Source organism: Streptomyces botrytidirepellens (genome assembly GCF_003721215.1).
GTDB lineage: Bacteria > Actinomycetota > Actinomycetes > Streptomycetales > Streptomycetaceae > Streptomyces > Streptomyces himastatinicus.
In genome coordinates this window covers 1-26,831 of the sequence record NZ_RIBZ01000311.1, presented here as the reverse complement: position 1 = coordinate 26,831, position 26,831 = coordinate 1, and the positions used below count along the sequence as shown (strand labels likewise).

Below are 26,831 nucleotides of genomic sequence, written 5' to 3'. Positions count from 1 at the left end.
CCCTGGTCTCGGCCGCCCCCGCCACCTCCGCGGCCGCCGCGGCTCCCCCGCCGCCTCCGGCGGCCGCCGCCCTCGCCGTGCCGGACGTCCCGCTCGCGAACGTCAAGGCCCATCTGACCAAGCTCCAGTCCATCGCCACCGCCAACGGCGGCAACCGCGCCCACGGCCGCCCCGGCTACAAGGCGTCGCTCGACTACATCAAGGCCGCGCTGGACGCGGCCGGGTTCACCACCACGGTCCAGCAGTTCACCTCCAGCGGCTCCACCGGCTACAACCTCATCGCCGACTGGCCCGGAGGCGACGCCGACAACGTGGTGTTCTCCGGCGCCCACCTGGACTCCGTCAGCGCGGGTCCGGGCATCAACGACAACGGCTCGGGGTCCGCCGCCGTCCTGGAGACCGCGCTCACCGTCGCCCGCTCGGGGCTGAAGCCCACCAAGCACCTGCGGTTCGCCTGGTGGGGCGCCGAGGAGCTGGGCATGGTCGGGTCGCGGAACTACGTCAACGGCCTGTCGTCCGCCAACCGGGCGAAGATCGACGGCTATCTCAACTTCGACATGATCGGCTCGCCCAACCCCGGCTACTTCGTCTATGACGACGACGCCCGCATCGAAGGGGTCTTCAAGGACTTCTTCGCCACCAAGGGCGTTTCGACGGAGATAGAGACGGAGGGCGACGGGCGCTCCGACCACGCCCCGTTCAAGAACGTGGGCATCCCGGTGGGCGGCCTGTTCAGCGGCGCCGACTACATCAAGACCGCCGCCCAGGCCCAGAAGTGGGGCGGCACCTCCGGTCAGGCCTTCGACCGCTGCTACCACCGGTCGTGCGACACCACGACCAACATCAACGACACCGCGCTGGACCGCAACAGCGACGCCATCGCGTACGCCGTCTGGACGCTGTCCTCCTGACGCACCGGCATTCCTGAGCGGTCCGTACGGAGACGTACGGACCGCTCGGACCGCTCGGACTGCTCAGACCGTGATGTCCTTCGCGGTGAACCGGGCCCAGGCCGCCGAGCCGAACACCGCCAGATACAGCCCCTGGAGCTCCACGTTCTTGATCAGCTGGTCCCAGTAGACAGGCTGGCGCAGCAGATCCGCGAAGCTGAGCCAGTAGTGCGGGAAGAGATACGGGTGGATCGCGTGCAGCTGCGGGATCGTGTCCAGGATCTGCACGGTGACCACGAGCCCGACCGTGGTCGCCATGGCCGCGATGCCGCTGTTGGTGAGCGTGGAGATGAACAGGCCCACCGCCGCGATCCCCACCAGTGACAGCGCCACGGCGCCCGCCACACCGAGCGCCCGCAGCAGCGCGTCGCCGAAGGACACCGAGGTGCCGGAGATCAGCGTGACATCGCCGAGCGGGAACAGCATGGCCCCGGTCGCGAGACCGGCGATGGCCACCGCCAGGGTCGCGGCCAGGCAGAACGTCAGGATAGTGACGAACTTGGCGAGCAGCAGCCGGGTGCGCCCGGCGGGCGCGACCAGCAGATAGCGCAGCGTCCCCGGGCCCGCCTCACCGGCGATGGAGTCCCCGGCGATCACGCCGATGGCCATCGGCAGGAAGACGGGCAGCGTCGCCGCCAGCGCGGCGAAGACGAGGAAGATCCCGTTGTTGGTGATCTGGGAGAAGAAGGCGGGCCCGTCGCCGGTTCCTCCGCCGCCGCCCCCGCCACCGCCACCGCCACCGCGGCCGAAGCCACCGCCGTCGCTGGTCTCGATCTTCACGGCGACGCCGATGAGGACCGGGACGGCCGCGAGCACCCCGAGCAGCGCCAGCGTCCGCCAACGGCGGAAGGTGGTGGTGAGCTCGCTGCGGAAGAGGGCCAGGGCCCACAGCGGACGCGTCCGGGGCGCCTCGTACGACTCTCCGGTCCCGGACGTCTCGCCTTTGTCAGCCATTTCAGCCCGCGACATCGAACCCCTCCCCGGTCAGCGCGACGAAGGCGTCCTCCAGCGAGGCGCCCTCGGCGCCGAAGGCCCGCACCCGCACCCCGGCGCGCACCAGGGCGGCGTTCAGGTCGGCGGGCTCGGGCGCGGGCGAGGGCAGCTCGCCGGTGACCCGCTCCTCCAGGACCACCAGGTCCGTCACCCCGTGCTCCTTGAGGACGCGGACGGCGTCGGCCGGGTCCGGGGTGGTGACGGACAGCCTGCCGCGGCTGCCCGCCGCCAGCTCGGCGACGGTGCCCTGGGCGATCAGACGGCCCTGGGCCATGACCGCCGCATGGGTACAGACCTGTTCGATCTCGTCGAGGAGGTGCGAGGAGAGGAAGACCGTGGTGCCCTCCCGGGCCAGCTCGCGCACCAGGGTGCGGATCTCGCGCATGCCCTGGGGGTCGAGCCCGTTGGTCGGCTCGTCCAGCACCAGCAGCTCACGCGGCTGGAGCAGGGCGGCGGCCAGGCCGAGGCGCTGCTTCATCCCCAGCGAGTACGCCCGGGCCTTCTTCCCCGCCGCGGCCCCGAGCCCGACCCGGTCCAGGGCGGCCGCGGCGCGGGCGGCACGGGTGCGGGGATCGGCGGTGGGGTCGGCGGCGTCGTAGCGCAGCAGATTGTCCCGGCCGCTCAGATACGGATAGAGGGCGGGCCCCTCGATGAGGGCGCCCACCCTCGGCAGGACGCTGCGGGCGGCGCGCGGCATCGGCCGCCCCAGCAGCCGGGCGCCGCCCGAGGTGGGCTCGATCAGGCCCATGAGCATGCGGATGGTCGTCGTCTTCCCCGAGCCGTTGGGCCCGAGGAAGCCGAAGACGCTGCCGCGCGGGACGGTCAGGTCGAGCCCGTCGACGGCGAGCTGCCCGCCCCGGTAGCGCTTGGTGAGCCCGCGGGTCTCCACCACGGCATCGGCGGACGGCTCGTCCACGGGCTCTCCTTCCCCGTTCTTCTACTTGGCCTTGTTGGCGGCCGCGACCAGTGCGTCCTTGTCGACCGCGCCGACGAAGACCTTGCCGTCGTCGGTCATCAGCGCGTTCACAAGACGGGTGCTGAACACCGTGCCGGAGCCGAAGTCGCCCTTGACCTTCTTGCCGAAGTTGCCCAGGAGACCGGAGGCCGCTCCGCCGTCGCCGCCCGGGGCGGAGGGAGACCCGCCGGTCGCACCGGCCTTCTGGCCGTCGTCGAGGCGGGCGATGGCGTCCCAGCCCTTGCCGGTGACGTTCAGCCCGGACAGGGGGCCGGACATGGCGTCGGCGCCGCCCGGCCGCTCCTTGAAGCCCTTCTCCCGGTGGTCGGCCTTCCCCCGGTGGTCGGCGGCGCCGTCCTCGGTGACCTTGGCGCCCTTGGGCGGGGTGAAGTCGAAGGTGCCCGCGGCGGGCTTGCCGAAGTCCACCTTGGTGAAGCCCACGTCGACGGCCGCCTTGCCGCCGCTCTTCGGGGTGAGGGTGAACTTCAGCGGCACACCGTTGTCCGCGTCGACCGCGATACGGATCGAGCCGACCGTGGAGGCGCTCTGCTTGGGCTTGATCAGCAGCTGGTAGGCGTCCCGGTCGGCGACCCGGGTGGTGCCGTCGACCGTCACCTCGGTGGTGTCGTCCACGGCGGCGAGCATCTGCTTGGCGAACTGCTGCGGAGTGGCGTCCCGCAGGTCACGGGGTGCCTCGCGCTGGTGGTCGCGCTTGCCCGCGGCGTCCTTGGGGGCGGTGGAGTGGAAGACGGAGTTGCTGCCGCTGTCGTACGCCCACATCTGGTCGCCGTTGTGGATCATGCTGTACTCGGCGGCGTTCTCGACGATCGACACCTTCTGCTTGTCGGGGCCGTCGGCGGCCACCCGCAGCGTGTGGGTACCGGACACCAGCTCGGTGAGCTTGGACTCCGGCGAGGCCGTCGCGCCCTTCTCGCCCGCGAGGTCGTTCGCGGCACCGGCGAGGGAGCCGCCGCCCGGCAGCGTGGGGAGGCCCAGATCGGTGGTGATCTTCAGCGAGCCGGACACCTGCTGCTGGTCCGAGGCCGCCATCTTGCTGATCAGCTGCTGTGCCGTGATCTTCGGCAGGTCCGGGGCGCCGCCGCTGGCCAGCGCCGGGACGAGCCCGATCGTCGCGGCCGCGATGCCCACCACCGCGACCGGGGCCCCGTAGCGGAGCGCCTTCGTACGCCGTGTTGGTCGATTCTCGTCCCAGAAGCCGTCGTCGGCGACCTGTATCGGTCGGATCCGTGCCATGTTGCTCTACCTCCGTCGTCGGCGGCGGTCGTCAGCCTGCACTCGTCCACCTCTCGGGCCATTGTCTCCCGATCCCGCCATGTGGTGGTGTTCTCATCCCACCAAATCGGGAGCGCCGATACGTCAGCCCGCAGGATCACGTCCGCGTACTGCTCGGGTATGACGGCCCGCGCCCCGGGGCGGATCCCCCTCCGGGTATCCCGTAGGGGGTGTCTTGTCGATCAGGCCGGATCCGGGGGTCACCCGGCCCGGTGGGCCACCGCGTCGCACAGGCCCTCCAGGGCCGACTTCGCCGAGCCCTCCGGCAGGGGGGCCAGCATCGAACGGGCCTCCGCCGCATAGCGCAGCGTGTCCTGGCGGGCCTGCTCCAGGGCGGGGTGGGCGCGCAGCCGCCGCAGCACCTCCGCATGGCGGGCGTCGTCGGTGAGGTCGCCCGCGAGCAGCTCGCACAGCTCCCGGTCCTCCGGCGCACCGGTCGCCTCCGCCTGCGCCCGCAGATGCAGGACGGGGAGGGTGGCGATACCCTCGCGCAGATCGGTGCCGGGGGTCTTGCCGGACTCATGGCTGTCGCTGGCGATGTCGAGCACGTCGTCGGCCAGCTGGAAGGCCATCCCGAGACGCTCGCCGTACTGGGTCAGGATGTTGACGATGGACTCGTCGGCGCCCGACATCATCGCGCCGAACCGGCCCGAGACGGCGATCAGCGAGCCCGTCTTGCCCGCGAGGACGTCCAGATAGTGCTCGATGGGGTCGCGGCCGCGCGGTCCCGCGGTCTCCAGGATCTGGCCCGTCACCAGCCGCTCGAACGCCTCGGCCTGGACCCGCACCGCCTCCGGACCCAGATCGGCCAGGACGTGCGAGGCGCGGGCGAAGAGGAAGTCACCGGTGAGCACCGCGACGGAGTTGCCCCAGCGGGCGTTGGCGCTGGGCACCCCGCGCCGCACCTCGGCCTCGTCCATCACGTCGTCGTGGTACAGCGTGGCCAGATGCGTCAGCTCGACGACGACCGCCGAGGGCACCACACCGGGGGCGTACGGGTCGCCGAACTGCGCGGCCAGCAGCACCAGCAGGGGCCGGAAACGCTTCCCGCCCGCGCGCACCAGATGCTGGGCGGCCTCGGTGATGAACGGCACGTCACTCTTGGTGGCCTCCAGCAGGCCCTCTTCGACAGCCGTCAGCCCGGCCTGGGTGTCGGCTTCCAGAGTCCGGTCCCGCACGCTCAGCCCGAAGGGCCCGATGACGCTCACGGGGTACTCCTGTCTGCCTGCGTTCACGCGGAATGTCGATGTGTCGCCGCCTCCACCAAAAGGCAGCGTATCCGGTCGGGTATCGATCACTGTGGGCGCCTTCCCGCCTTGTGCGCCGCACAACGCCCTCGCCCGGATCGACCGGCTTCTCCACACGGTCCCGCGATCACCAGCAGATCATTCATCATGCGGCCCCCGACCGTTCACCGATCGGGGACCGTCAGCCCGCCCAGGGGCCTCATCCGTGCGCGGTGGCCACCGCCTTCGCCAGCCGGGGCGACGCGTACTCCGTGCCGCACACGAACCGCATCACCGGGCCGAAGGAGGCCGCCGCCGGAATTCCGGTGAAGTACAGCCCCGGCACGGACGAGCCATAGCCCGCGTCCAGCCGGGGCCCACCGGCGCCGGTGACGACTTCGGCGCGCAGCTCGGGGCCGAGGAAGCCGAGCGCGGCCAGATTCATCCGATAGCCCGTCGCGGCCAGCACATGGTCCGCGGCCAGCTCGCCGACCCGGCCGCTGCCGCCGCGCAGCGTGAGCACCGGCCGGCCGCCGTCCTCCACGGTGACCCGGGTGATCCGCACCCCCTGGGTGACCTGCACCCGCCCGGCGAAGCGACCCCGCAGCCACCAGGCGCCCTTGGGGCCGAGCACCGAGCGCACCAGATACTCCCGGGCCGGTGCGGGCAGCCGCCGGAAGCCCGCCGCGTGGTACGACAGCGCGTACAGCGACCAGGCGCGCCCGAAGGGCGATACGGGCCGCAGCCGGGGCTGACGGTCCGGCGGGGCGCCGAAGGCGACCGCGGCCCTCCCCCGGGCCACCACCCGCACCGAAGCGGCGCCCGCCTCGGCCAGCAGCACCGCGCTCTCCAGCGCCGACTGCCCGGCCCCGACCACCACGACCTCGCGCCCCGCGAACCGCCCGAGGTCCCGGTGGTGCGAACTGTGCGAGACCGGCCCGGCCGCGGACGGCCCGTCGGGGACGGCGGCGGCGAACTCGGCGGGCAGATGGGCGAGCCCGCTGAGCCCACTGGCCACGACGACGGCCCGCGCCGTGAACTGCTCCCCCGAATCCAGCTTCAGCTCGAAGCGGCCGCCCCGCCGGTCGACGGCGACGACCCGGGTCCGCTCCAGCTCCGGCACCAGCCGCTCCTGGAACCACAGCCCGTACTCCGCGAAGGTCTCGACGGGGATGATGTCCCAGTCGGACTGATACCGCTTGCCGCCCACCGCGTGGCAGTAGTCGAGCAGGGTGTGCCCCGGCTGCGGTGCGTCGATGGTCGACGCGACCGGGGTGGACTTGAGCAGCATGCCCGCGGGCATCTGCTCGCGCCAGCTCACCATCGGCTCCCCGAAGACGCGGACCGGCAGGCCGCGGGCGCGTAAGTGGGCGGCGGCCGACAGACCGTACGGACCGGCCCCGATGACTGCTACCGGATCGTTCACGAATCCCCTCCCCAAGGTGTTACCTGTTCTTGGCGCGCCACATCCGGTACAGATGCGTCGCACCGGGCCCCACGCAGCGCGCCAGCATGGTGAAGAACGGCCGCATGTCGTCGCGCGCGGCCCATGCCAGCTCGGTCCCGCTCGCCCGGGCGGGCGCGTGCGGCGTGGCGTATCCACTGCGGCGGTAGGCGAGCAGGGCGGGCAGGTCGATGTTCTCGACGACGAACCGCCGGTCCGCCAGCTGCTCCGCCTCGGGCACCGGGCGCCCCGTCAGATCGAGGTGCTGGGCCCGGACGACGTCGAGCCGCGCCTCGTTCTCGAAGAGCCGGAACTGCGCGCCCATCCGCGGGTTGAAGTCCAGCAGCTTGTACCGCCCGTCGCGCCGGTCGAAGCGCCAGTCCAGATCGACGATGCCGCTGAAGCCGATCCGCTGGATGAACCGGGCCGTCATCCCGGCCAGCTCCTTGTTGTCCACCGCGTACGCGCACGCCGTCATGCCCGCGTGCGGCGGCCAGGACCGCACCTTGACGCCGGTGAACATCGCCAGCGGTGTGGACTCCGCGTCGAAGTAGGCGTGCACGATCCAGTCCTCGGCGGACTCCCGCGGGAGGTACTCCTGAAGCACCACCCCGGGCCGCGGCCCCCAGTCCCGGGCCAGCGCCAGCAGCTCGCGCGGCCCGGCGATCCGGGTCGTCCCGCCCACCGCAGGCTGCCTCCGCCGCTCGAACGCCTCCCGGTTCTTGGCGACGACCGGAAACCGCGCGCTCACCGCGAACGCCTTGACGTCCGCGTACGAACCGGGGAACGCCGCCTCCGGGGTGGGCACCGCATGCTCGACACACAGCTCGTACAGCCCCTGCTTGCTGGCCAGCCGCCGGGGCAACCCCGGCTCGGTGCGCGGGAAGAGGAACCGGCCCTCCCCGGCGAGCACATCGGCATGCTCGCCGATCAGCACCGCCGCCTCCTCGTCGGTGGGCAGCAGGACGGTCGGACGGCCGATCGCCCGCCCTGCCCGCAGCAGCCCCTCCACCAGCCGCTCCGGCCGCTCCCTGCCGGTGGTCGGCCAGACGAAGGCCCGCCTCAGATAGCGCGATTGGGCGGCCGGGGTCCAACGGTCCTCGGTGACCGCGTACATGGGTACGCCGAGACGGCCCAGGGAGCGAATGGCCCCCACGCCCCCGTGATGCAGCGGGTAATCGCCTATCTTCACGATCAGCCCCGGCACGGAACGGTCCACCGCGAACGGCACGGCACTGCTCGCCACGAGTCCCCCTCGGTCACCCCACCGCAGTGGTCCCCCCACTGTGCGTGACCTGATGAAGGACGCTACTTCGGAATTACTCCCTCCAGCAAGGAGGATCCGGACATTGCCATCCCTTTAGGTGGCAGTCACCCCACAAGGGTGGCGCACCCCGGGCCATAGGGTGTGGACCGGCCAACCCGTGGCGACGAGGAGAAGGCGAGGCACCACCCATGGCGCAGCGAAGCCCGCTCGACCTGCCCGAAGGCGATCCCTTCGGCCCGGACAACCTCCCCTATGGCGTGTTCACCACCTCCGACGCTCCTCATCTGCGGAAAATCGGCGTGCGCTACGGCGCCCATGTGCTGGACGCGGGCGCTGCCGCGGCGACCGCGGCCTCCCCGCACGCCGAACTGCTCGGCGCCTCCTCGCTCAACCCGCTGATGGCCGCGGGCCGTCCGGTCTGGCAGGCCGTCCGCGCGGAGCTGCGCGACTGGCTGACCAACCCGGCGCACCGGCACGCCATCGAGCCCCTCATGCACCCCCTCACCACCCTCGCCCTCCACCTCCCGATCGAGGTGGCGGACTATGTCGACTTCTTCGCCAGCGAGCACCACGCCTCCAACGCGGGCAAGATCTTCCGCCCGGACGGCGACGCCCTCACCCCCAACTGGAAGCACATGCCGATCGGCTACCACGGCCGGGCCGGCACCGTGCTCGTCTCGGGCTCGCCCATCGTCCGCCCCCACGGCCAGCGGCTGCCCCCGGCCGAGGCCCCCGCCTCGCCCGCCCCCGCATCGGCCGCTCCCACGCCGGCTGCTCCTTCTCCTTCTGCATCGTCCGCTCCTCCCCGGCCGGTCTTCGGCCCCTCGCTGCGCCTCGACTTCGAAGCCGAGGTCGCGTTCGTCGTCGGCGCGCCCTCACCTCTGAATACACCGCTGCCCCTCGCGGGGTTCCACGATCACGTCTTCGGCGTCTGTCTCCTCAACGACTGGTCCGCCCGCGACATCCAGTCCTGGGAGTACCGCCCCCTCGGCCCCTTCCTCGGCAAGTCCTTCGCCACCTCCCTCGCCGCCTGGATCACCCCGCTGGACGCCCTCGCCGCGGCCCGTACCGCCCCGCCCGCCCGCGACGTCCCGCCGCTCCCCTACCTCGACGACGCGGCCGCCGAGCCCGGCGGGTTCGACCTGCGCATCGAGGTCGCCGTCAACGGCCACACCGTCTCCCGGCCCCCGTTCTCCGCCATGTACTGGACGGCGGCCCAGCAGCTCGCCCATCTGACGGTGAACGGCGCCTCGCTGCGCACCGGCGACGTCTTCGCCTCCGGCACGGTCAGCGGCCCGCGCCCGGACGAGCTGGGCTGTCTGCTCGAACTCACCTGGGGCGGCCGCGATCCGCTGCACCTCCCGCACGGCACCCGGACGTTCCTGGAGGACGGCGACGAGGTGACCCTCACCGCGTGGGCACCCGGCCCGGACGGGGTCCGCATCGGTATGGGTGAGGTGACCGGCCACGTCGTTCCGGCGGCGTCATGAGCGACTGCTAATTTGTCGTGCTCCTGCCCTGACGGCCCTGATATCCGAGGAGAAGCGCGTGAAGAAGGCAGCGAGCATCGCCGGGACGGTGGCCGCGGCCGCCCTCCTGCTGACGGCGTGCGGCAGTGACAGCGACGAGGGGACGAAGGACACGTCCAAGGACACCCCGTCGGCACAGGAGTCGAGCGCCCCGGCGGAGGGGGGCGCGAACTCCAAGATCACCGGCGCCTACCTCGCCAAGACCGGCAGCCAGACGCTCATCCTGTCCATCGGCGGCGAGAAGGCGTCGCTGATCGCGGGCAAGCACGTCTGCAACGGTGAGTACACCGACACCGGCGAGAAGATGCTGATGCTCAAGTGCGCCGACGGCAACACCGACCGCACCATGGGCAAGGTGGCCCCGAGCGGGGACGGCAAGACGCTCACGGTCGACTGGGACGCGCTCTCCGAGAACGACACCTTCACCCGGACCACCTCCCCCAGCGACATCCCGTCGAACATTCCGACCTCGCTGCCCTCCGGCATCCCCACCGACCTGCCCACGAACCTCCCCTCCAGCTGATCGCCCGGGCCGACCGGCCGGTCCGCGCCCCACGAGCCCCCGGCGAAACCGCCGGGGGCTCGCCGCGCACAGTGGCAGATCTTGCGTCCGCGCCGGTGAAAGGCGCAGGTCGGGGCGGTTTCCAACGGGCCGCCAGGTGGCGCAATGTGCTGGCAACACCATCGCACCGGCCGCGTCGGTATGGTCCGAACACGACCCGCCGCCCAGCACACCCCGGAGCCGGCCGATGCCAGCCGAACGCACCCGCGAACGCACCCGCGAGCACGCCCCGCCGCTCGCCGCCGCGCGCCGCCGCCGGTTGCGCGCCGACCAGGCCCGGCAGCTCGCCGATCTGCTCCGCCACCAGATCCTCACCGGCGGCTTCCCCGGCGGCGTCCTGCCGCTGGAGGACGCGCTCGGCGCGGACTACGGCGCGTCCCGCAATACCGTGCGCCTGGCGCTCGACCTGCTGCGCGCCGAAGGTCTGGTGGAGCGGCAGCCGGGCGTGGGCACGGTCGTCGTGGCCGAGAAGTACCCGCACGGCCTCGACCGGCTACAGGGGCTGGCCGAGACCCTGAAGGAACACGGCCGGGTCACCAACGAGGTGCGCACCGTCGGTCCGGTGCCCGCACCCGCCTGCGTCGCCGACCGGCTACGCGTCCCGGTCCGCACCGATGTCCTCTACGTCGAGCGGCTGCGGCAGCTCGACGGCCTTCCGCTCTCCCTCGACCTCACCTACCTCCCGATGGACATCGGCGCCGAACTGCTGGGCGCCGACCTGGAGAACACCGATGTCTTCCGGCTGATCGAGAAGATCACCGGACAGCGGCTCGGCACCGCCGAGATCACCCTCGAGGCCGTCAACGCCGACGCGCACTCGGCCGCCGTGCTCCAGGCCCCGCGCGGCGCGGCCGTCCTCATGCTGGAACGGCTCAGCCACCTGGCCGACGGCCGCCCCGTCGACCTGGAGTTCATCCGCTTCCGCGGCGACCGGATCACCATGAGCGGGCTGCTGCGCCGTACCGCCTGATCTGCTCCCCGCCCGCCCTTCACCCCCTTCATCACCCTTCACGCCCCCTTTCACGCCCTCCCTGGAGACAGCCATGCCTCTGACGCCTCAGCGTGCCGACGTTCCCGTGACGATCGACGAGTCGAAGTGCATCGACGGCTGCACCCTGTGCGTGGACATGTGCCCCCTGGACTCCCTCGCGATCCACCCCGACAGCGGCAAGGCGTACATGCACGTGGACGAGTGCTGGTACTGCGGCCCGTGCGCCGCCCGCTGTCCCACCGGCGCGGTCACGGTCAACATGCCCTATCTCCTGAGGTGAAAGGCCCTCCGATGCAGCGCACGACCCTTCCGGCCGCCCTTGCCGCCGGTGCCCTGCTGCTGTCCCTGACCGGCTGCGGCGGCAACGCGGAGGCGGGCGGCAAGACCGTGACCGTCACCGTCGGCTACCAGTCCAAGACCATCAACACCACGACCGCGGGCACCCTGCTGCGCTCGCTCGGCTACTTCGAGCGCGAACTGCGCGCGCTCGGCCACCGCAAGGGCGTCACGTACAAGGTGAAGTGGCAGGACTACGCCACCGGGGCGCCCATCACCGCGCAAATGGTGGCCGGGAAGGTCGACATCGGCTCGATGGGCGACTTCCCGCTGCTGATCAACTCCGGGCGCGGCACCCAGCTGAACGCCCCCACCCGTCTGGTCTCCGTGACCGGCTACAACCTGCGCGGCGGCCTCAACACCATCGTCACCAAGCCCGGATCGAAGCTGCGCGACCTGTCCGGCCTGCGCGGCAAGAAGGTCTCCACCAGCGTCGGTTCGGCCGCCGACGGCACGCTCGTCCGCGCCCTCCAGGACGCCGGTATCGATCCCGAGAACGGCGTCGAGAAGCTCAACCAGCAGCCCGCCGTCGGCGCCTCGGCGCTGGAGGCGGGCAGCGCGGACGCTCTCTCGCAGTTCGTGGCCTGGCCGGGGCTGCTGGCCTTCCAGGGGAAGGCCAAGGCGCTGTACGACGGCTCCCGGCTGAACCTTCCGACCTTCCACGGTGTCACCGCGCGCGACGCGTTCGCCAAGGAGAACCCGGACGTCCTCCAGGCGTTCCTGTCCGCCCAGATCGACGCCAACCGCTATCTGGACGACCATCCGCTCCCCGCCGCCGAGAAGGTGGCGAAGGCGACCGGGCTGCCGCCCGAGGTGGTCTACCTCTACAACGGCGCGGGCGGCATCGCGACCTTCGACCCCGCCATCAAGCCCGCGCTGGTCGCGGCACTCAAGAAGGACGTCCCGATCCTGCGCAAGGCCAAACTGACCGGCCCTGTCGACGTGAACTCCTTCATCGACGACCGCTACATCAAACGGGCGTACGGGAGCGCGGGCGCCTACGCGAAGGCGCTGCGCGCCGCCCCGCCCGCCTCCCCGAACCAGGTGTGGCTCAAGGGCGAGAACACGGTCCGCAGCTTCCCCTCCTCCGCCGCGCTGCTGCGCTTCACCGCCGCCCACCAGGGCTCGGTCCGGGCGGCGTACGTGCCCGACGCGGCCACCGGGACGCGCTGGTTCGCGGACCGGGCGGTGTGGGCCGAGGACGGCGGGCAGCCGCGCGCGTTCGTCACGGCGGCCAACGCCCGTACGTGGATCGCCGCGCACCCCGGCGCCCGGCTCGTGTCGTACGCCACGGCGCTGAAGGAGGCGAAGTGACCACCTCCGCCGAGGGAAGCACGGTCTCCGCCGACGGAAGCGCAGTCTCCTTCGAAGAAGGCACGGTCTCCGCCGACGGAAGCACGGTGACCACCGAAGGAAGCGCGGTGACCGCCACCCCCGTACGCCCCGCCCCCGCCGCGCCCGGCGCCGCACCGCGGCGACGCCGCCCCTGGCCGCGGTACGCGCTGCGCGCCGCGTCCCTGCTGGCCGCGCTCGGGCTGTGGCAGCTCCTCACCACGCTGAAGGTCACCCTGTGGCTGCGGTTCGCGCAGTTCCCGACCGTCACCGAGGTCGCCCACACCTTCGCCGGGCGCCTGGGCACCGGCGCCTACTGGCAGGACCTGACCGACAGCCTCACCCGCATCCTCACCGGCTTCGCGCTCGCCGCGGTCCTCGGCGTCGTCGTCGGCACCGCGATCGCCCGCTCACCGCTGGCGTCCGATCTGCTGAGCCCGGTCCTCGAAGTCCTCCGCCCGATCCCGGCCATCGCGCTCGTCCCGGTCGCGATCCTGCTGTTCCCCAGCAATGAACAGGGCATCGTCTTCATCACCTTCACCGCCGCCTTCTTCCCGGTCATGGTCAGCACCCGGCACGCGGTGCGCGCCCTGACCCCGGTGTGGGAGGAGGCCGTGCTGACCATGGGTGGCGGGCGGTGGCGCGTCCTGGGCTCGGTGGTGCTGCCGGGCGCGCTGCCCGGCATCCTCGGCGGGCTGTCGGTCGGCATCGGCGTCTCGTGGATCTGCGTGATCTCCGCCGAGATGATCTCCGGTGCGTACGGGGTCGGCTATCGCACCTGGCAGGACTACACGATCGTCGACTATCCGGGCGTCTTCGTCGGCATGACCACCATCGGCCTCCTCGGCTGGCTGACCTCCACCGCGGTGGAACTGGCGGGCCGCCGGCTGACCCGCTGGCTGCCGCGCACCGAGAACACGGCCCCGTCCGCGTACCTCCCAGGGAAGGGCACCCCGTGACCACGTCCGATGTCGCCACCGCCCCGCCCGCGACCGCCGCGGCGCCGCCCGGTCTGCGGCTGCGGCTGCACGGCGCCGAGCTGGGCCGCCCCGGGGCGCCGGTCCTGCACGGCCTCGACCTGGACATCCCGCCCGGCGAGGTGCTCACCGTCGTCGGCCCGTCCGGGTGCGGCAAGTCGACCCTGCTGCGCACCCTGGCCGGACTGCTGCCGGTCCTCGGCGGGCGGGTCACCCAGGACGGCGAGCCGCTCACCCGCCCCCACGCCGACCGCGCCCTGATCTTCCAGGAGGACGCGCTGCTCCCCTGGCGCACGGTGCACGCCAATGTGGAACTCCCCCTCGTCATCCGGGGCGTTCCCCGGGCGGCGCGGCGCGCCCGGGCCGCGGAGTGGCTGGAGCGGGTCGGGCTCACCGGCCACGCCCGGCGCCTTCCGCACCAGCTGTCGGGCGGGCAGCGGCAGCGCGTCCAGCTGGCCCGCGCGCTGGCCGGTGCGCCGCGCGCCGTCCTGATGGACGAGCCGTTCGGCGCGCTCGACGCCCAGACCCGGGCCGGGATGCAGCGACTGCTGGTGGACGTGCTGGACGGTACGCACGCCACCGTCGTCTTCGTCACCCATGACGTGGACGAGGCGGTCTTCCTCGGCGACCGCATCGCCCTCCTGGACGGCGCGGGCACGGCCCGGGTGCTCGGTGTGCCGCATCCGCGCGAGCGCGCCGCGCACGACGCCGCCGCGACGGTCGCGCTGCGCCGCCAGGTCCTCGAATCCCTCGGCTCCCTCGGAACGTGAAAGGGCCTCTCGTGACAACCGCGCACACCCTGGAGATCCCCGCACTCGACGCGGCCGAGGAGCTGTCCTGCGACGTCCTGGTCATCGGCGGCGGCACGGCCGGAACCATGGCCGCGCTCACCGCCGCCGAGCGCGGGGCCTCCGTCCTGCTGCTGGAGAAGGCGCACGTCCGGCACTCCGGCGCGCTCGCGATGGGCATGGACGGCGTCAACAACGCCGTCGTCCCCGGCCGGGCCGAACCCGACGACTACGTCGCCGAGATCACCCGCGCCAACGACGGCATCGTCGACCAGTCAACCGTCCGGCAGACCGCCACCCGGGGCTTCGACATGGTCAAGCGCCTGGAGCGGTACGGGGTGAAGTTCGAGAAGGACGAGCACGGCGCCTACGCGGTCCGCCAGGTACACCGCTCCGGCTCGTACGTCCTGCCGATGCCCGAGGGCAAGGACGTCAAGAAGGTCCTCTACCGGCAGCTGCGGCGGCGCGAGATGCGCGAGCGGATCCGGATCGAGAACCGGGTCATGCCGGTCCGCGTCCTGACCGCGGACGGCCGGGCCGTCGGCGCCGCCGCCTTCCACACCCGCACCGGGCACTTCGTCGCCGTCCGGGCCGGGGCCGTCATCCTCGCCACCGGCGCCTGCGGCCGCCTCGGGCTGCCCGCCAGCGGCTATCTGTACGGGACGTACGAGAACCCCACCAACGCGGGCGACGGCTACGCCATGGCGTACCACGCGGGCGCCGAGCTGACCGGGATCGAATGCTTCCAGATCAACCCGCTGATCAAGGACTACAACGGCCCGGCCTGCGCCTATGTCGCCAACCCCTTCGGCGGCTACCAGGTCAACCGGCACGGCGAGCGGTTCGTCGACTCCGACTACTGGTCCGGGCAGATGATGTCCGAATTCGCGGCGGAGGTGGCGAGCGAGCGCGGCCCGGTCTATCTGAAGCTCAGCCATCTGCCGGAGGAGTCGGTGGCCGCCCTGGAGTCCATCCTGCACTCCACCGAACGCCCCACCCGCGCCGCCTTCCACGCGGGCCGCGGCCATGACTACCGCACCCACGACGTGGAGATGCACATCTCCGAGATCGGCCTGTGCGGCGGCCACTCCGCGTCCGGCGTACGAGTCGACGACCACGCGCGCACCACGGTGCCGGGGCTGTACGCGGCCGGGGACCTCGCGTGCGTACCGCACAACTACATGATCGGGGCCTTCGTCTTCGGCGACCTCGCTGGCGAGGACGCCGCCCAGTACCGGGCGTACGAGGGCGAACTCCCGCGCGACCAGCTCGCCGACGCGCACGCCCTGGTGTACGCGCCGCTGCGGAACCCGGACGGGCCGCCGCAGCCGCAGGTCGAGTACAAGCTGCGGCGCTTCGTGAACGACTACGTCGCCCCGCCCAAGAGCGGCGCCCGCCTGTCGCTGGCCGTCGAGGCGTTCGAGCGGATGCGCGGGGACATCGCCGCCATGGGCGCCCGCACCCCGCACGAGCTGATGCGGTGCGCGGAGGTCACCTTCATCCGCGACTGCGCCGAGATGGCCGCGCGCTCCTCGCTCGCCCGGACGGAGAGCCGGTGGGGGCTCTACCACGAGCGCACGGACCATCCGCTGCGCGACGACACGGACTGGCTGCACCATCTGGATCTGCGGAAGTCGGCCTCGGGGGCGATGGAGTTCACGGCCCGGCCGGTGGCTCCGTACCTCGTGCCGATCGAGGAGTACGCGCCGGTGGGCGGGGCCTCCCGCCCGATCGGTGAGGTGCGGCCCGAGCAAGTCGCCACGGCGGGGCCGCGCCAGGCGGCACCGCGCGGGTCGGGGGTGGCCGCGGGCGGGCCTCGGCGCGAGGGGGCCGGGGCGTCTCCTGTGGCCTCCTCCCCCCGCATCCTCGAACTCCTCGCCCTGGCCGAGGAACAGCCCGAACTCCCGGCCCTCCGGCCCTATCTGGCCGATCCGGACCCGGCGGTCCGCCGGGCCGCCGTCGCCACCCTCACCGAGTCCGCGCCACCGGGCACCGGCCCGGCCCTGGCGGGGGCGCTCGCCGACCCGGACGCCGGGGTACGCGCCGGGGCGGCCGCGTCGCTGCGCGAACTGGTCGAGGTCCTGCCCCCCGAACCCGCCCTCCGCGCAGCGCTGCTGCACGCCCTGGAGGTCACCGACCCGACCGTGCGAGCGGCAGCGCTGGACGTCCTGCGCGCACGGGGACTCGGCGACGCGGAGCTGTTCGCGCGCGCCCTGACGGACGCCGCGATCGAGGTCCGCCTCCAGGCCGTGCGGGGGCTGGTGTCGGTGGACGCGCTCACCGCGCTGGAGCCGGGAGCGGCGGACGCGTCGCGTGAGGTACGGGTGGCGACGGCGGGCGCGCTGGGCACCCTGGCTCCCGGCGGCCCGGCGGCGGCCCGCCGCCTTCTCACGCCGCTGCTGGGGGACGCGGACGTCCTCGTACGGGCCGCCGCCCTGGAGGCCCTGGCCTCGGCAGGCTGCCCGGCGCCGCTCGACGCGGAGGCACTGGCGGCGCTGGAGGACCCCGCATGGCAGGTCCGCCGGGGCGCGGCGACGGCACTGTCCGCCGCCACCCCGGACCTCGGCGTCCCCGCCCTGGCCCGGACCCTGACCGACCCGCACGCCGACGTCCGCAAGGCCGCGGTGCTGGCCCTGCTGCCGCTGGCGGAGCACGCCCCGGACGCCCGCGCGGCCCTGTCCACGGTCCGCTCCGACCCGGACGCCGACGTCCGCGCCTACGCGGCGAAGGCGACCGCCTAGCGGGGCCCCGGCCGGGCACCTCGCGGTGGTCCGGCCGGGGCGGGGCAGTCCCCGGGGGGGGCGGTTAGCGGACGAAGACGCCCGCTTGGCCTGCCAGGTCGAGGAAGTACTGCGGTGCCACGCCCAGCACCACCGTGACCGCGACGCCGATCGCGATCGCCGACGAGGTCAGGGGGCTCGGGACGGCCACCGACGGGCCGTCCGTACGGGGTTCACTGAAGAACATCAGCACGATGACCCGGATGTAGAAGAAGGCCGCGATCGCCGACGAGATCACACCGATCACGACCAGCGCACCCGCGCCCCCGTCCGCCGCCGCCTTGAAGACCGCGAACTTCCCCGCGAACCCACTGGTCAGCGGGATGCCGGCGAAGGCCAGCAGGAAGACCGCGAAGACGGCGGCCACCAGGGGCGAACGGCGGCCCAGCCCGGCCCACTTCGACAGGTGGGTGGCCTCGCCGCCCGCGTCGCGCACCAGGGTGACCACGGCGAAGGCGCCGAGGGTCACGAAGGAGTACGCGGCGAGGTAGAAGAGGACGGAGGAGATGCCGTCGGGGGTCGTGGCGATGACACCGGCGAGGATGAACCCGGCGTGGGCGATGGAGGAGTAGGCGAGCAGCCGCTTCACATCGGTCTGGGTGACGGCGACGATCGCACCGCCCAGCATGGTGACGATGGCGACGCCCCACATCACCGGCCGCCAGTCCCAGCGGAGCCCCGGCAGGACGACGTACAGCAGCCGCAGCAGCGCGCCGAAGGCCGCCACCTTGGTGGCCGCGGCCATGAAGCCGGTGACCGGGGTGGGGGCGCCCTGGTAGACGTCCGGGGTCCACATGTGGAACGGAACGGCGCCGATCTTGAACAGCAGGCCCATCAGCACCAGCGCCCCGCCGAGGAGCAGCAGCGCGTCGTTGCCCATGGTCCCGGCGAGCGCCGGGGTGACGTTGCGGACCTGGCCGTCGACGACGTCGGCGATACCGGCGTACGCGACGGTGCCCGCGTAGCCGTACAGCAGGGCGATCCCGAAGAGCAGGAACGCCGAAGAGAAGGCGCCGAGCAGGAAGTACTTGACGGCGGACTCCTGGGAGAGCATCCGGTGGCGCCGGGCGAGCGCGCACAGGACGTACAGCGGGAGGGAGAAGACCTCCAGCGCGACGAAGAGGGTCAGCAGATCGTTCGCGGCGGGGAAGACGAGCATGCCGCCCACCGCGAAGAGGACCAGCGGAAAGACCTCGGTGGTGGTGAACCCGGCCTTGACGGCGGCCTTCTCGGCCTCGCCGCCGGGCACGGCGGCGGCCTGCGCCGCGAAGTTGNCGGCGGCCTTCTCGGCCTCGCCGCCGGGCACGGCGGCGGCCTGCGCCGCGAAGTTGTCGACGCGGTTGCCGTGGACGACCGGGTCGAGCCGCCGCTCGGCGAAGGTGAACACCGAGACCAGCGCGACCAGGAGGATGGTGCCCTGGAGGAAGAGCGCGGGTCCGTCGACGGCGATGGCACCCATGGCCGCGACGTGGGCCTTCCCGGTGCCGTAGTCGCTCGCGGCGAGGCCGATGACGGCCGCGAAGGCCGCGGCGAGGGAGACGACGGAGACGAACAGCTGGGCGGCGTAACGCTGGGCGCGCGGCAGGAACGCCTCGACCAGTACGCCGATGATCGCGGCGCCGAGCACGATCAGGGTGGGCGCCAGCTGCCCGTACTCGACGTGCGGCGCGGGGATCTTGTCGGGCGCCGCCGCCGCTGTCGCCCACAGGCTGTGGACAGTGGCCGCGTGGGTCACTTGGCACCTCCGGAAGCACCGTCGTGGGAAGCACCCTCGGGCTTGGGGCTGTAGTGGAACCAGCCCGCGTCAGTGACGGGGTGATCGGGCTTGGGATCCTTCTCGTCCACCACGGACAGCGTGTGGTCGACCGCCGGGTTGACGATCTCCGTCAGCGGCTTGGGGTAGACGCCGAGGAAGAGCAGCAGCGCGATCAGCGGCGCGACGACGAGCAGTTCGCGCGGCCGCAGATCGGGCATGGACCGGACCTCTTCCTTCACCGGGCCGGTCATGGTGCGCTGGTAGAGGATCAGGACGTACAGCGCGGCGAGCACGATGCCGAGGGTGGCGATCACGCCGACCACCGGATAGCGGGCGAACGCGCCGACGAGCACCAGGAACTCGCTGATGAAGGGCGCGAGCCCCGGCAGCGAGAGGGTGGCCAGACCGCCGATCAGGAAGGTGCCGGCGAGCACCGGGGCGACCTTCTGCACACCGCCGTAGTCGGCGATGAGCCGCGAGCCGCGCCGGGTGATGAGGAACCCGGCCACCAGCATCAGCGCGGCGGTCGAGATGCCGTGGTTGACCATGTAGAGGGTGGCGCCGCCCTGGCCCTGGGTGGTCATGGCGAAGATGCCGAGGATGATGAAGCCGAAGTGGGAGATCGAGGCGTAGGCGATCAGCCGCTTGATGTCCCGCTGGCCGATCGCCAGCAGCGCGCCGTAGATGATGCTGATGAGCGACAGGACCAGGATCACCGGGGTGGCCCACTTGCTGGCCTCGGGGAAGAGCTGGAGGCAGAAGCGGAGCATCGCGAAGGTGCCGACCTTGTCGACGACCGCGGTGATCAGCACGGCGACGGGGGCGGTGGACTCGCCCATCGCGTTGGGCAGCCAGGTGTGCAGCGGCCACAGCGGCGCCTTCACCGCGAAGGCGAAGAAGAAGCCGAGGAACAGCAGCCGTTCGGTGGTGGTCGCGAAGTCGAGCTGTCCGCTCGCCCGGGCCTCCACGATCTGCTGGAGCGAGAAGGTGCCGGTGCCCAGGTCGTCGGCGGTGACCGCGTAGAGGCCGACCACCGCGGCCAGCATGATCAGCCCGCCCGCCAGGTTGTACAGCAGGAACTTCACCGCGGCGTAGGAGCGCTGGGTCGCCGTCTCCTCCTCGGACCGCTCCCCGGCCCGGTCCCCGAAGCCGCCGATGAGGAAGTACATCGGGATGAGCATGGCTTCGAAGAAGATGTAGAAGACGAAGACGTCGGTGGCCTCGAAGGAGATCACCACCATCGCCTCGACCAGCAGGATCAGCGCGAAGAAGCCCTGGGTGGGCCGCCAGCGGCGGTTGGGCCGGGCGCCTTCCAGGGGGTCGGCGTCATGCCAGCCCGCCAGGATGATGAAGGGGATGAGCACGGCGGTGAGCGCGATCAGGGCGACCGCGATGCCGTCCACGCCCAGTTCGTAGCGGACCCCGAAGTCCTTGATCCAGGCGTGGGATTCGGTGAGCTGGAAGCGGCCGCCGTCCGGGTCGAAGCGGACCGTGATGACCGCGGCGAGGGCGAGGGTGACCAGGGAGAAGGCCAGCGCCACCCACTTGGCGGCGGCTCGCTGGGCGGCGGGCACCGCGGCGGTGGCGACCGCGCCGAGCGCGGGCACCGCGGCCGTGGCCGTCAGCAGGGGAAAGGACATGACTCAGACCGCCCTCATCAGCAGGGTCGCGGCGATGAGCACCGCCGTACCGCCGAACATCGAGACCGCGTACGTACGGGCGTAGCCGTTCTGGAGCTTGCGCAATCGGCCGGAGAGTCCGCCGACCCCGGCCGCGGTGCCGTTGACCACGCCGTCGACCAGCTTGTGGTCGACGTAGACCAGACCGCGGGTGAGGTAGCGGCCGGGCTGGACGAGCGCGACGTGGTTGAAGTCGTCCTGGAGCAGGTCGCGGCGGGCGGCCCGGGTGAGCAGGGAGCCGCGCGGCGCGGTGCGCGGCACGGGCCGGCGCCCGTACTGCGCCCAGGCGAGGGCGACGCCGATGGCCAGGACGACCATCGTCCCCGCGGTGACCGTCGCGGCGCTGAGCGGGGAGTGGCCGTGGCTGTGGCCGGTGACCGGTTCGAGCCACTTCAGGAACGCGTCGTTCAAGCTGAAAAGACCGCCCGCGAAGACCGATCCGAAGGCCAGGACGATCATGGGGATCGTCATGGACTTCGGCGACTCGTGCGGATGCGGCAGCTCGCCGGGGCGCACCTCGATACCGGGCTCGACGCTGGGCGCCTTGTCCGGGTCGGGGGCGGGCTCCCACCGCTTCTCGCCGAAGAACGTCATCAGCATCACGCGCGTCATGTAGTACGCGGTGATGGCCGCGCCCAGCAGGGCCGCGCCGCCGAGGATCCAGCCCTCGGTGCCGCCCTTGGCGAAGGCCGCTTCGATGATCTTGTCCTTGGACCAGAATCCGGAGAGCCCCGGGAAGCCGATGATGGCGAGGTAGCCGAGCCCGAAGGTGACGAAGGTGACCGGCATGTACTTCCGCAGGCCGCCGTACTTGCGCATGTCGACCTCGTCGTTCATGCCGTGCATGACCGACCCGGCGCCGAGGAAGAGCCCCGCCTTGAAGAAGCCGTGGGTGACCAGGTGCATGATCGCGAAGACATAGCCGATCGGGCCGAGCCCGGCGGCCAGGATCATGTAGCCGATCTGCGACATCGTCGACCCGGCGAGGGCCTTCTTGATGTCGTCCTTCGCGCAACCGACGATCGCACCGAAGAGCAGCGTGACCGCGCCGACCGCGACCACCGCGGCCTGTGCGTCGGGCGCCGCGTTGAAGATCGCGCCGGAGCGGGTGATCAGGTAGACGCCCGCGGTCACCATGGTCGCGGCGTGGATCAGGGCCGAGACCGGGGTCGGGCCCTCCATCGCGTCACCGAGCCAGGACTGGAGCGGCACCTGGGCCGACTTGCCGCACGCGGCGAGCAGCAGCATCAGCCCGATGGCGGTGAGCTTGCCCTCGCCCGCGTCCTCCGCGTTGGCCAGCACGGGGGCGAAGGCGAAGGTCCCGAAGGTCGTGAACATCAGCATGATCGCGATGGACAGGCCCATGTCGCCGACGCGGTTGACGATGAACGCCTTCTTCGCCGCCGTCGCCGCGCTCGGCTTGTGCTGCCAGAAGCCGATGAGCAGGTACGAGGCGAGGCCGACACCCTCCCAGCCGACGTACAGCAGGAGGTAGTTGTCGGCGAGGACGAGCAGCAGCATGGCGGCGAGGAAGAGATTGAGATAGCCGAAGAAGCGGCGGCGCCGCTCGTCGTGCGCCATGTAGCCGATCGAGTAGATGTGGATCAGCGTGCCCACACCCGAGATCAGCAGCACGAAGGTCATCGACAGCTGATCGAGCTGGAAGGCGACGTCCGCGCGGAAGCCGCCCACCGGAATCCAGCTGAAGACCTGGCTGTGCAGGGCGCGGTCGTGCTCGCCCCGGCCGAGCATGTCGGCGAAGAGCACGGCGCCGATCACGAAGGAGGCGCCCGCGAGCACCGTGCCCAGGTAGTGGCCCGTGCGGTCCAGCCGCCGGCCCCCGCACAGCAGCACGGCAGCGCCGAGCAGCGGGGCCGCGACGAGCAATCCGATGAGGTTCTCCACTTGAACGCGACCCCTTCTAGAGCTTCATCAGGCTGGCGTCGTCGACCGAGGCCGAATGGCGGGAGCGGAAGACGGTCACGATGATCGCGAGGCCGACCACGACCTCCGCCGCCGCGACGACCATCGTGAAGAACGCGATGATCTGGCCGTCGAGGTTGCCGTGCAGCCGGGAGAAGGTGACGAACGCCAGGTTGCACGCGTTCAGCATCAGCTCGACGCACATGAAGAGGACGATCGCGTTCCGCCGGATCACGACCCCGGCCGCACCGATGGTGAACAACAGGGCGGCCAGGTAGAGGTAGTTGACCGGATTCACTTGGCGGCTCCCTTGCGGTGCTCGACGTCCTCGGACGCGCCCTCGGCGCCTTCGGCACCCTCAGCACCCTCGGCCTCGGCGCCCTCCGGCTTCCGCCGCCCGAGCCAGCGCTCCGAGCGCTGCTCCAGCGCCGCCAGCTCCGCCAACGCCTCACCGGAGACGTCCCGGACCTGGCCGCGGCCGCGCAGCGTCGCGTTGACGCTCAGCTCGGACGTCGTACCGTCGGGCAGCAGACCGGGGATGTCCACCGCGTTGTGCCGGGCGTAGACGCCCGGGGCGGGCAGCGGCGGGACGTGCTTGCCGGTGCGCACCCGCGCCTCGGACTGCTCGCGCTGGCTGCGCGCGCGCTCGGTGCGCTCGCGGTGGGTCAGCACCATCGCGCCGACCGCCGCGGTGATCAGCAGCGCGCCGGTGATCTCGAAGGCGAAGACGTACTTGGTGAAGACCAGGGCCGCCAAGCCCTCCACATTGCCGCCGGAGTTGGCCTGCGCCAGCCCGTCGAACGTCTTCAGCGAGGCGTTCCCGATTCCGGCGCACAGCAGGATGCCGAAGCCGAGCCCGCACAGGGCGGCGAGCCAGCGCTGCCCCTTCAGGGTCTCCTTCAGCGAGTCGGCCGCGGTGACGCCGACCAGCATCACGACGAAGAGGAAGAGCATCATGATCGCGCCCGTGTAGACGACGATCTGGACGACGCCCAGGAAATACGCCCCGTTGGCGAGGTAGAAGACCGCCAGGACGATCATGGTGCCCGCCAGGCTGAGGGCGCTGTGCACGGCCTTGCGCATCAGGATCGTGCACAGCGCGCCGATCACGGCGACCGTGCCGAGCACCCAGAACTGGAGGGCCTCGCCGACGGAGGTGGTGGAGGCCGCCGCGGCCAGCGCGCCGCTCATGCCTGCACCTCCTCTTCGGCCTGCTCGCCGTCCGTCTCGGGCGTCTCGCCCTTGCTGACCGCGACCTGACGGGTGGTCCCGGGCGCGGCCTCGGTCACCAGCCCGCGGTAGTAGTCCTGCTCGTCCGTCCCCGGATAGATGGCGTGGGGGCTGTCCACCATGCCGTCCTCGAGGCCCGCGAGCAGCTCTTCCTTGGTGTAGATGAGCGATTCGCGGGTGCGGTCGGCCAGCTCGTACTCATTGGTCATGGTCAGCGCCCGGGTGGGGCACGCCTCGACGCACAGGCCGCACAGGATGCAGCGCAGATAGTTGATCTGGTAGACGCGGCCGTAGCGCTCGCCCGGCGAGTAGCGCTCCTCGTCGGTGTTGTCCGCGCCCTCCACGTAGATGGCGTCCGCCGGGCAGGCCCAGGCGCACAGCTCGCATCCGATGCACTTCTCCAGCCCGTCCGGATGCCGGTTGAGCTGGTGACGTCCGTGGAAGCGGGGCGCGGTGGGCTTCTTCTCCTCGGGGTACTGCTCGGTCAGCCGCTTCTTGAACATGGCCTTGAAGGTCACGCCGAAGCCGGCCACCGGGTTCTGGAAGTCAGACACCATCGGCCTCCTTTCCGTCACTGACAGTGTCGGGGCCACCACTGACAATCAGCTCCCGTTCCTGTCGGGAGCGCCGTCGCGGTACGGGCGGCAGGGACTGGCCGGGCAGCGGCGGCACCGGGAATCCGCCCGCCATCGGGTCGAAGGCGGGCTCGGGGCCCTCCTCCACCGCCGGTCCGGCCTCGCCCTTCGCAGCCGCCCCGCGATCGCGGAAGACGTCGACGACGAAGGACAGCAGCAGCAGCGCGATCACCGCGCCGCCGACGTACAGCACGATCGACTGGTTGTCGTAGTTCTCGTTGCGCAGCGCCCGCACGGTGGCGACCAGCATCAGCCAGACCATCGAGATCGGGATGAGGACCTTCCAGCCCAGCTTCATGAACTGGTCGTAGCGCACCCGGGGCACCGAGGCGCGGATCCAGATGAAGACGAACAGCGACGAGACGACCTTGCCGACGAACCACAGCAGCGGCCACCAGCCGTGGTTGGCGCCCTCCCAGAAGGTGCTGATCGGCCAGGGCGCCCGCCAGCCGCCGAGGAAGAGGGTCACGGCGACCATCGAGACGGTGACCATGTTGATGTACTCGGCGAGCATGAACAGCGCGAACTTGATCGACGAGTACTCGGTGTTGAAGCCGCCCACCAGGTCGCCCTCGGACTCCGGCATGTCGAACGGGGCCCGGTTGGTCTCCCCGACCATCGCCACGATGTAGATGAGGAACGAGACCGGGAGCAGCACCACGTACCAGCGGTCCTGCTGGGAGGCGACGATCTGCGAGGTCGACATCGACCCGGAGTAGAGGAACACCGCCGCGAAGGACAGGCCCATCGCGATCTCGTAGCTGATCATCTGGGCGCAGGAGCGCAGGCCGCCGAGGAGCGGATACGTCGACCCGGACGACCAGCCCGCCAGCACGATGCCGTAGATGCCGACCGATGCGGTGGCGAGGATGTAGAGGACGGCGATCGGCAGATCGGTCAGCTGCATCGCGGTGCGGTGCCCGAAGACCGAGACCTCGCCGCCGGCCGGGCCGAACGGGATCACCGCGACCGCCATGAAGGCCGGGATGGCCGCGACGATCGGCGCCAGGACGTAGACCACCTTGTCGGCGCCCTTGACGACCACGTCCTCCTTGAGCATCAGCTTCACGCCGTCCGCGAGGGACTGGAGCATGCCCCAGGGGCCGTGCCGGTTCGGGCCGATGCGCAGCTGCATCCAGCCCATCACCTTGCGCTCCATGACGATGGAGATCAGCACCGTCAGCATCAGGAACGCGAAGCAGAAGACGACCTTGATCAGGATCAGCCACCACGGGTCGCGGCCGAACATCGACAGGTCCTCTGCGGCGAGATACCTCATGCGGTCACCTCCGTCGCGGAAGCGGTGATCGTGACGACGTCACCGGGGCGGGCCCCCAGATCGCGCTGCGCACCGCCGCCCGTGGAGGCCAGCGGCAGCCAGACGACCCGGTCGGGCATCGGGGTCACGCACAGGGGCAGCTGGACGGATCCGGCCGGGCCGGTGACGCGGAGCGTCTGGCCGTCGGCCACCCCCGCCTCCTCGGCGGTCGCCGCCGAGAGCCGGGCCACCGCGGCGTGCCGGGTCGCCGCCAGCGCCGGATCGCCCTCCTGGAGCCGCCCCTGGTCGAGCAGCAGCCGGTGACCGGCGAGCACCGCCTCGCCCTCGGCGGGCCGGGGCAGCGGGCCCCCGGTCTCCAGCGGCGCGGTGGCGCGCAGCCCCTGCCAGGTGCCGAGCCGGGTCAGCTCGGTGCGGGCGGCCGCCACGTCCGGCAGGCCCAGGTCCGTATCGAGGGCGTCGGCCAGCATGTGCAGCACCCGGGCGTCCGGGAGGGTGTGACGGCGGGTCATCTGGTCCGGCTTGAGCGCGGCCTCGAACGGCCGGGCCCGCCCCTCCCAGTTGAGGAACGTGCCGGACTTCTCGGCCGCCGCCGCGACCGGAAGCACCACGTCCGCCCGCTCGGTGACCTCCGAGGGCCGCTGCTCCAGGCTGACCACGAACTCCGCCGCGTCCAGGGCGGCCACGGCCCGCGCCGGGTCGGGCAGGTCCGCCACCTCGACCCCGCCGACCAGCAGCGCACCGAGCCCGCCGCTCGCCGCGGCCTCCACGATCTGGCCGGTGTCGCGGCCCACCTGGTGCGGCAGATCGGTGATCCCCCACACCGCGGCGGTCTCCTCGCGGGCCCGCGGATCGTGCGCCGGGCGGCCGCCGGGCAGCAGCCCGGGCAGCGCCCCCGCCTCGATCGCG

At 71.9% G+C, this 26,831-nt stretch carries 23 protein-coding genes; 9 read left to right on the top strand and 14 right to left on the bottom strand.

Annotated features, from left to right (window positions below; genetic code table 11):
- Positions 1 to 2 precede the first annotated feature (2 nt).
- Complete coding sequence (locus tag EEJ42_RS26335; RefSeq protein WP_246097398.1) at positions 3 to 911, top strand: M28 family metallopeptidase; 909 nt, start codon at positions 3 to 5, stop codon at positions 909 to 911.
- 63 nt (positions 912 to 974) lie between these two features.
- Here EEJ42_RS26335 and EEJ42_RS26330 read toward each other — a convergent pair whose 3' ends face one another.
- From EEJ42_RS26330 to EEJ42_RS26305, 6 genes are all read right to left on the bottom strand, one after another.
- Entirely contained in the window at positions 975 to 1,919 is a 945-nt protein-coding gene (locus EEJ42_RS26330; protein WP_123103574.1) for an ABC transporter permease, read from the bottom strand.
- Positions 1,906 to 2,859, bottom strand: coding sequence for an ABC transporter ATP-binding protein (locus EEJ42_RS26325; RefSeq protein ID WP_123103572.1), 954 nt, complete (start codon positions 2,857 to 2,859; stop codon positions 1,906 to 1,908). Before EEJ42_RS26325 ends, EEJ42_RS26330 begins: the two co-directional genes overlap by 14 nt.
- Before the next feature lie 21 nt (positions 2,860 to 2,880).
- Positions 2,881 to 4,152, bottom strand: a complete 1,272-nt coding sequence (locus EEJ42_RS26320; protein WP_123103570.1) for a LolA family protein — start codon at positions 4,150 to 4,152, stop codon at positions 2,881 to 2,883.
- 239 nt (positions 4,153 to 4,391) lie between these two features.
- Positions 4,392 to 5,399: a polyprenyl synthetase family protein gene (locus EEJ42_RS26315; RefSeq protein WP_123103568.1), complete on the bottom strand. Its 1,008-nt coding sequence runs from the start codon at positions 5,397 to 5,399 to the stop codon at positions 4,392 to 4,394.
- 238 nt (positions 5,400 to 5,637) lie between these two features.
- A complete protein-coding gene (locus tag EEJ42_RS26310; RefSeq protein ID WP_123103566.1) occupies positions 5,638 to 6,843 on the bottom strand; it encodes an FAD-dependent oxidoreductase in 1,206 nt (401 codons plus the stop codon).
- A gap of 19 nt (positions 6,844 to 6,862) precedes the next feature.
- Entirely contained in the window at positions 6,863 to 8,107 is a 1,245-nt protein-coding gene (locus EEJ42_RS26305; RefSeq protein ID WP_246097396.1) for a carboxylate--amine ligase, read from the bottom strand.
- Between the two features lie 209 nt (positions 8,108 to 8,316).
- Between EEJ42_RS26305 and fahA the strand changes: the two genes are divergently transcribed.
- The 8 genes from fahA to EEJ42_RS26265 all read left to right on the top strand — a co-directional run bounded on the left by fahA (position 8,317) and on the right by EEJ42_RS26265 (position 17,384).
- On the top strand, positions 8,317 to 9,618 hold the full coding sequence (fahA, locus tag EEJ42_RS26300; RefSeq protein WP_123103562.1) for a fumarylacetoacetase: 1,302 nt from the start codon (positions 8,317 to 8,319) through the stop codon (positions 9,616 to 9,618).
- A 58-nt stretch (positions 9,619 to 9,676) separates the two neighbouring features.
- Positions 9,677 to 10,180, top strand: coding sequence for a hypothetical protein (locus EEJ42_RS26295; protein WP_246097395.1), 504 nt, complete (start codon positions 9,677 to 9,679; stop codon positions 10,178 to 10,180).
- 226 nt (positions 10,181 to 10,406) lie between these two features.
- The gene (locus tag EEJ42_RS26290; protein ID WP_123103558.1) at positions 10,407 to 11,189 is read left to right on the top strand and encodes a GntR family transcriptional regulator; all 783 of its coding nucleotides are present in this window, start codon (positions 10,407 to 10,409) and stop codon (positions 11,187 to 11,189) included.
- 73 nt (positions 11,190 to 11,262) lie between these two features.
- Entirely contained in the window at positions 11,263 to 11,490 is a 228-nt protein-coding gene (locus EEJ42_RS26285; RefSeq protein WP_009715946.1) for a 4Fe-4S dicluster domain-containing protein, read from the top strand.
- A gap of 11 nt (positions 11,491 to 11,501) precedes the next feature.
- The gene (locus EEJ42_RS26280; RefSeq protein ID WP_123103556.1) at positions 11,502 to 12,860 is read left to right on the top strand and encodes an ABC transporter substrate-binding protein; all 1,359 of its coding nucleotides are present in this window, start codon (positions 11,502 to 11,504) and stop codon (positions 12,858 to 12,860) included.
- Positions 12,861 to 13,048: 188 nt separating this feature from the next.
- Entirely contained in the window at positions 13,049 to 13,837 is a 789-nt protein-coding gene (locus EEJ42_RS26275; protein WP_123103584.1) for an ABC transporter permease, read from the top strand.
- A gap of 53 nt (positions 13,838 to 13,890) precedes the next feature.
- Complete coding sequence (locus tag EEJ42_RS26270; RefSeq protein ID WP_123103582.1) at positions 13,891 to 14,625, top strand: ABC transporter ATP-binding protein; 735 nt, start codon at positions 13,891 to 13,893, stop codon at positions 14,623 to 14,625.
- A 29-nt stretch (positions 14,626 to 14,654) separates the two neighbouring features.
- The gene (locus tag EEJ42_RS26265) at positions 14,655 to 17,384 is read left to right on the top strand and encodes a fumarate reductase/succinate dehydrogenase flavoprotein subunit (RefSeq protein ID WP_123103580.1); all 2,730 of its coding nucleotides are present in this window, start codon (positions 14,655 to 14,657) and stop codon (positions 17,382 to 17,384) included.
- A gap of 64 nt (positions 17,385 to 17,448) precedes the next feature.
- Here EEJ42_RS26265 and nuoN read toward each other — a convergent pair whose 3' ends face one another.
- From nuoN to EEJ42_RS26225, 8 genes are all read right to left on the bottom strand, one after another.
- Entirely contained in the window at positions 17,449 to 19,158 is a 1,710-nt protein-coding gene (gene nuoN / locus EEJ42_RS26260; protein ID WP_123103554.1) for an NADH-quinone oxidoreductase subunit NuoN, read from the bottom strand.
- Positions 19,155 to 20,819 carry an NADH-quinone oxidoreductase subunit M gene (locus EEJ42_RS26255; RefSeq protein ID WP_123103552.1) on the bottom strand — a complete coding sequence of 555 codons (1,665 nt, stop codon included), beginning with the start codon at positions 20,817 to 20,819 and terminating at the stop codon, positions 19,155 to 19,157. Before EEJ42_RS26255 ends, nuoN begins: the two co-directional genes overlap by 4 nt.
- Positions 20,820 to 20,822: 3 nt before the next feature.
- Positions 20,823 to 22,763 carry an NADH-quinone oxidoreductase subunit L gene (nuoL, locus tag EEJ42_RS26250; RefSeq protein ID WP_123103550.1) on the bottom strand — a complete coding sequence of 647 codons (1,941 nt, stop codon included), beginning with the start codon at positions 22,761 to 22,763 and terminating at the stop codon, positions 20,823 to 20,825.
- A 16-nt stretch (positions 22,764 to 22,779) separates the two neighbouring features.
- Complete coding sequence (gene nuoK / locus EEJ42_RS26245; RefSeq protein WP_009715954.1) at positions 22,780 to 23,079, bottom strand: NADH-quinone oxidoreductase subunit NuoK; 300 nt, start codon at positions 23,077 to 23,079, stop codon at positions 22,780 to 22,782.
- Entirely contained in the window at positions 23,076 to 23,972 is an 897-nt protein-coding gene (locus tag EEJ42_RS26240) for an NADH-quinone oxidoreductase subunit J (RefSeq protein WP_123103548.1), read from the bottom strand. Before EEJ42_RS26240 ends, nuoK begins: the two co-directional genes overlap by 4 nt.
- Positions 23,969 to 24,568 carry an NADH-quinone oxidoreductase subunit NuoI gene (nuoI, locus tag EEJ42_RS26235; protein ID WP_123103546.1) on the bottom strand — a complete coding sequence of 200 codons (600 nt, stop codon included), beginning with the start codon at positions 24,566 to 24,568 and terminating at the stop codon, positions 23,969 to 23,971. The genes EEJ42_RS26240 and nuoI overlap by 4 nt, the downstream gene beginning before the upstream one ends.
- Complete coding sequence (gene nuoH, locus EEJ42_RS26230; RefSeq protein WP_123103544.1) at positions 24,558 to 25,925, bottom strand: NADH-quinone oxidoreductase subunit NuoH; 1,368 nt, start codon at positions 25,923 to 25,925, stop codon at positions 24,558 to 24,560. Before nuoH ends, nuoI begins: the two co-directional genes overlap by 11 nt.
- Positions 25,922 to 26,831: molybdopterin-dependent oxidoreductase (locus EEJ42_RS26225; RefSeq protein ID WP_246097392.1), on the bottom strand; the 910-nt coding region annotated here is incomplete at its 5' end. The genes nuoH and EEJ42_RS26225, both read right to left, overlap by 4 nt.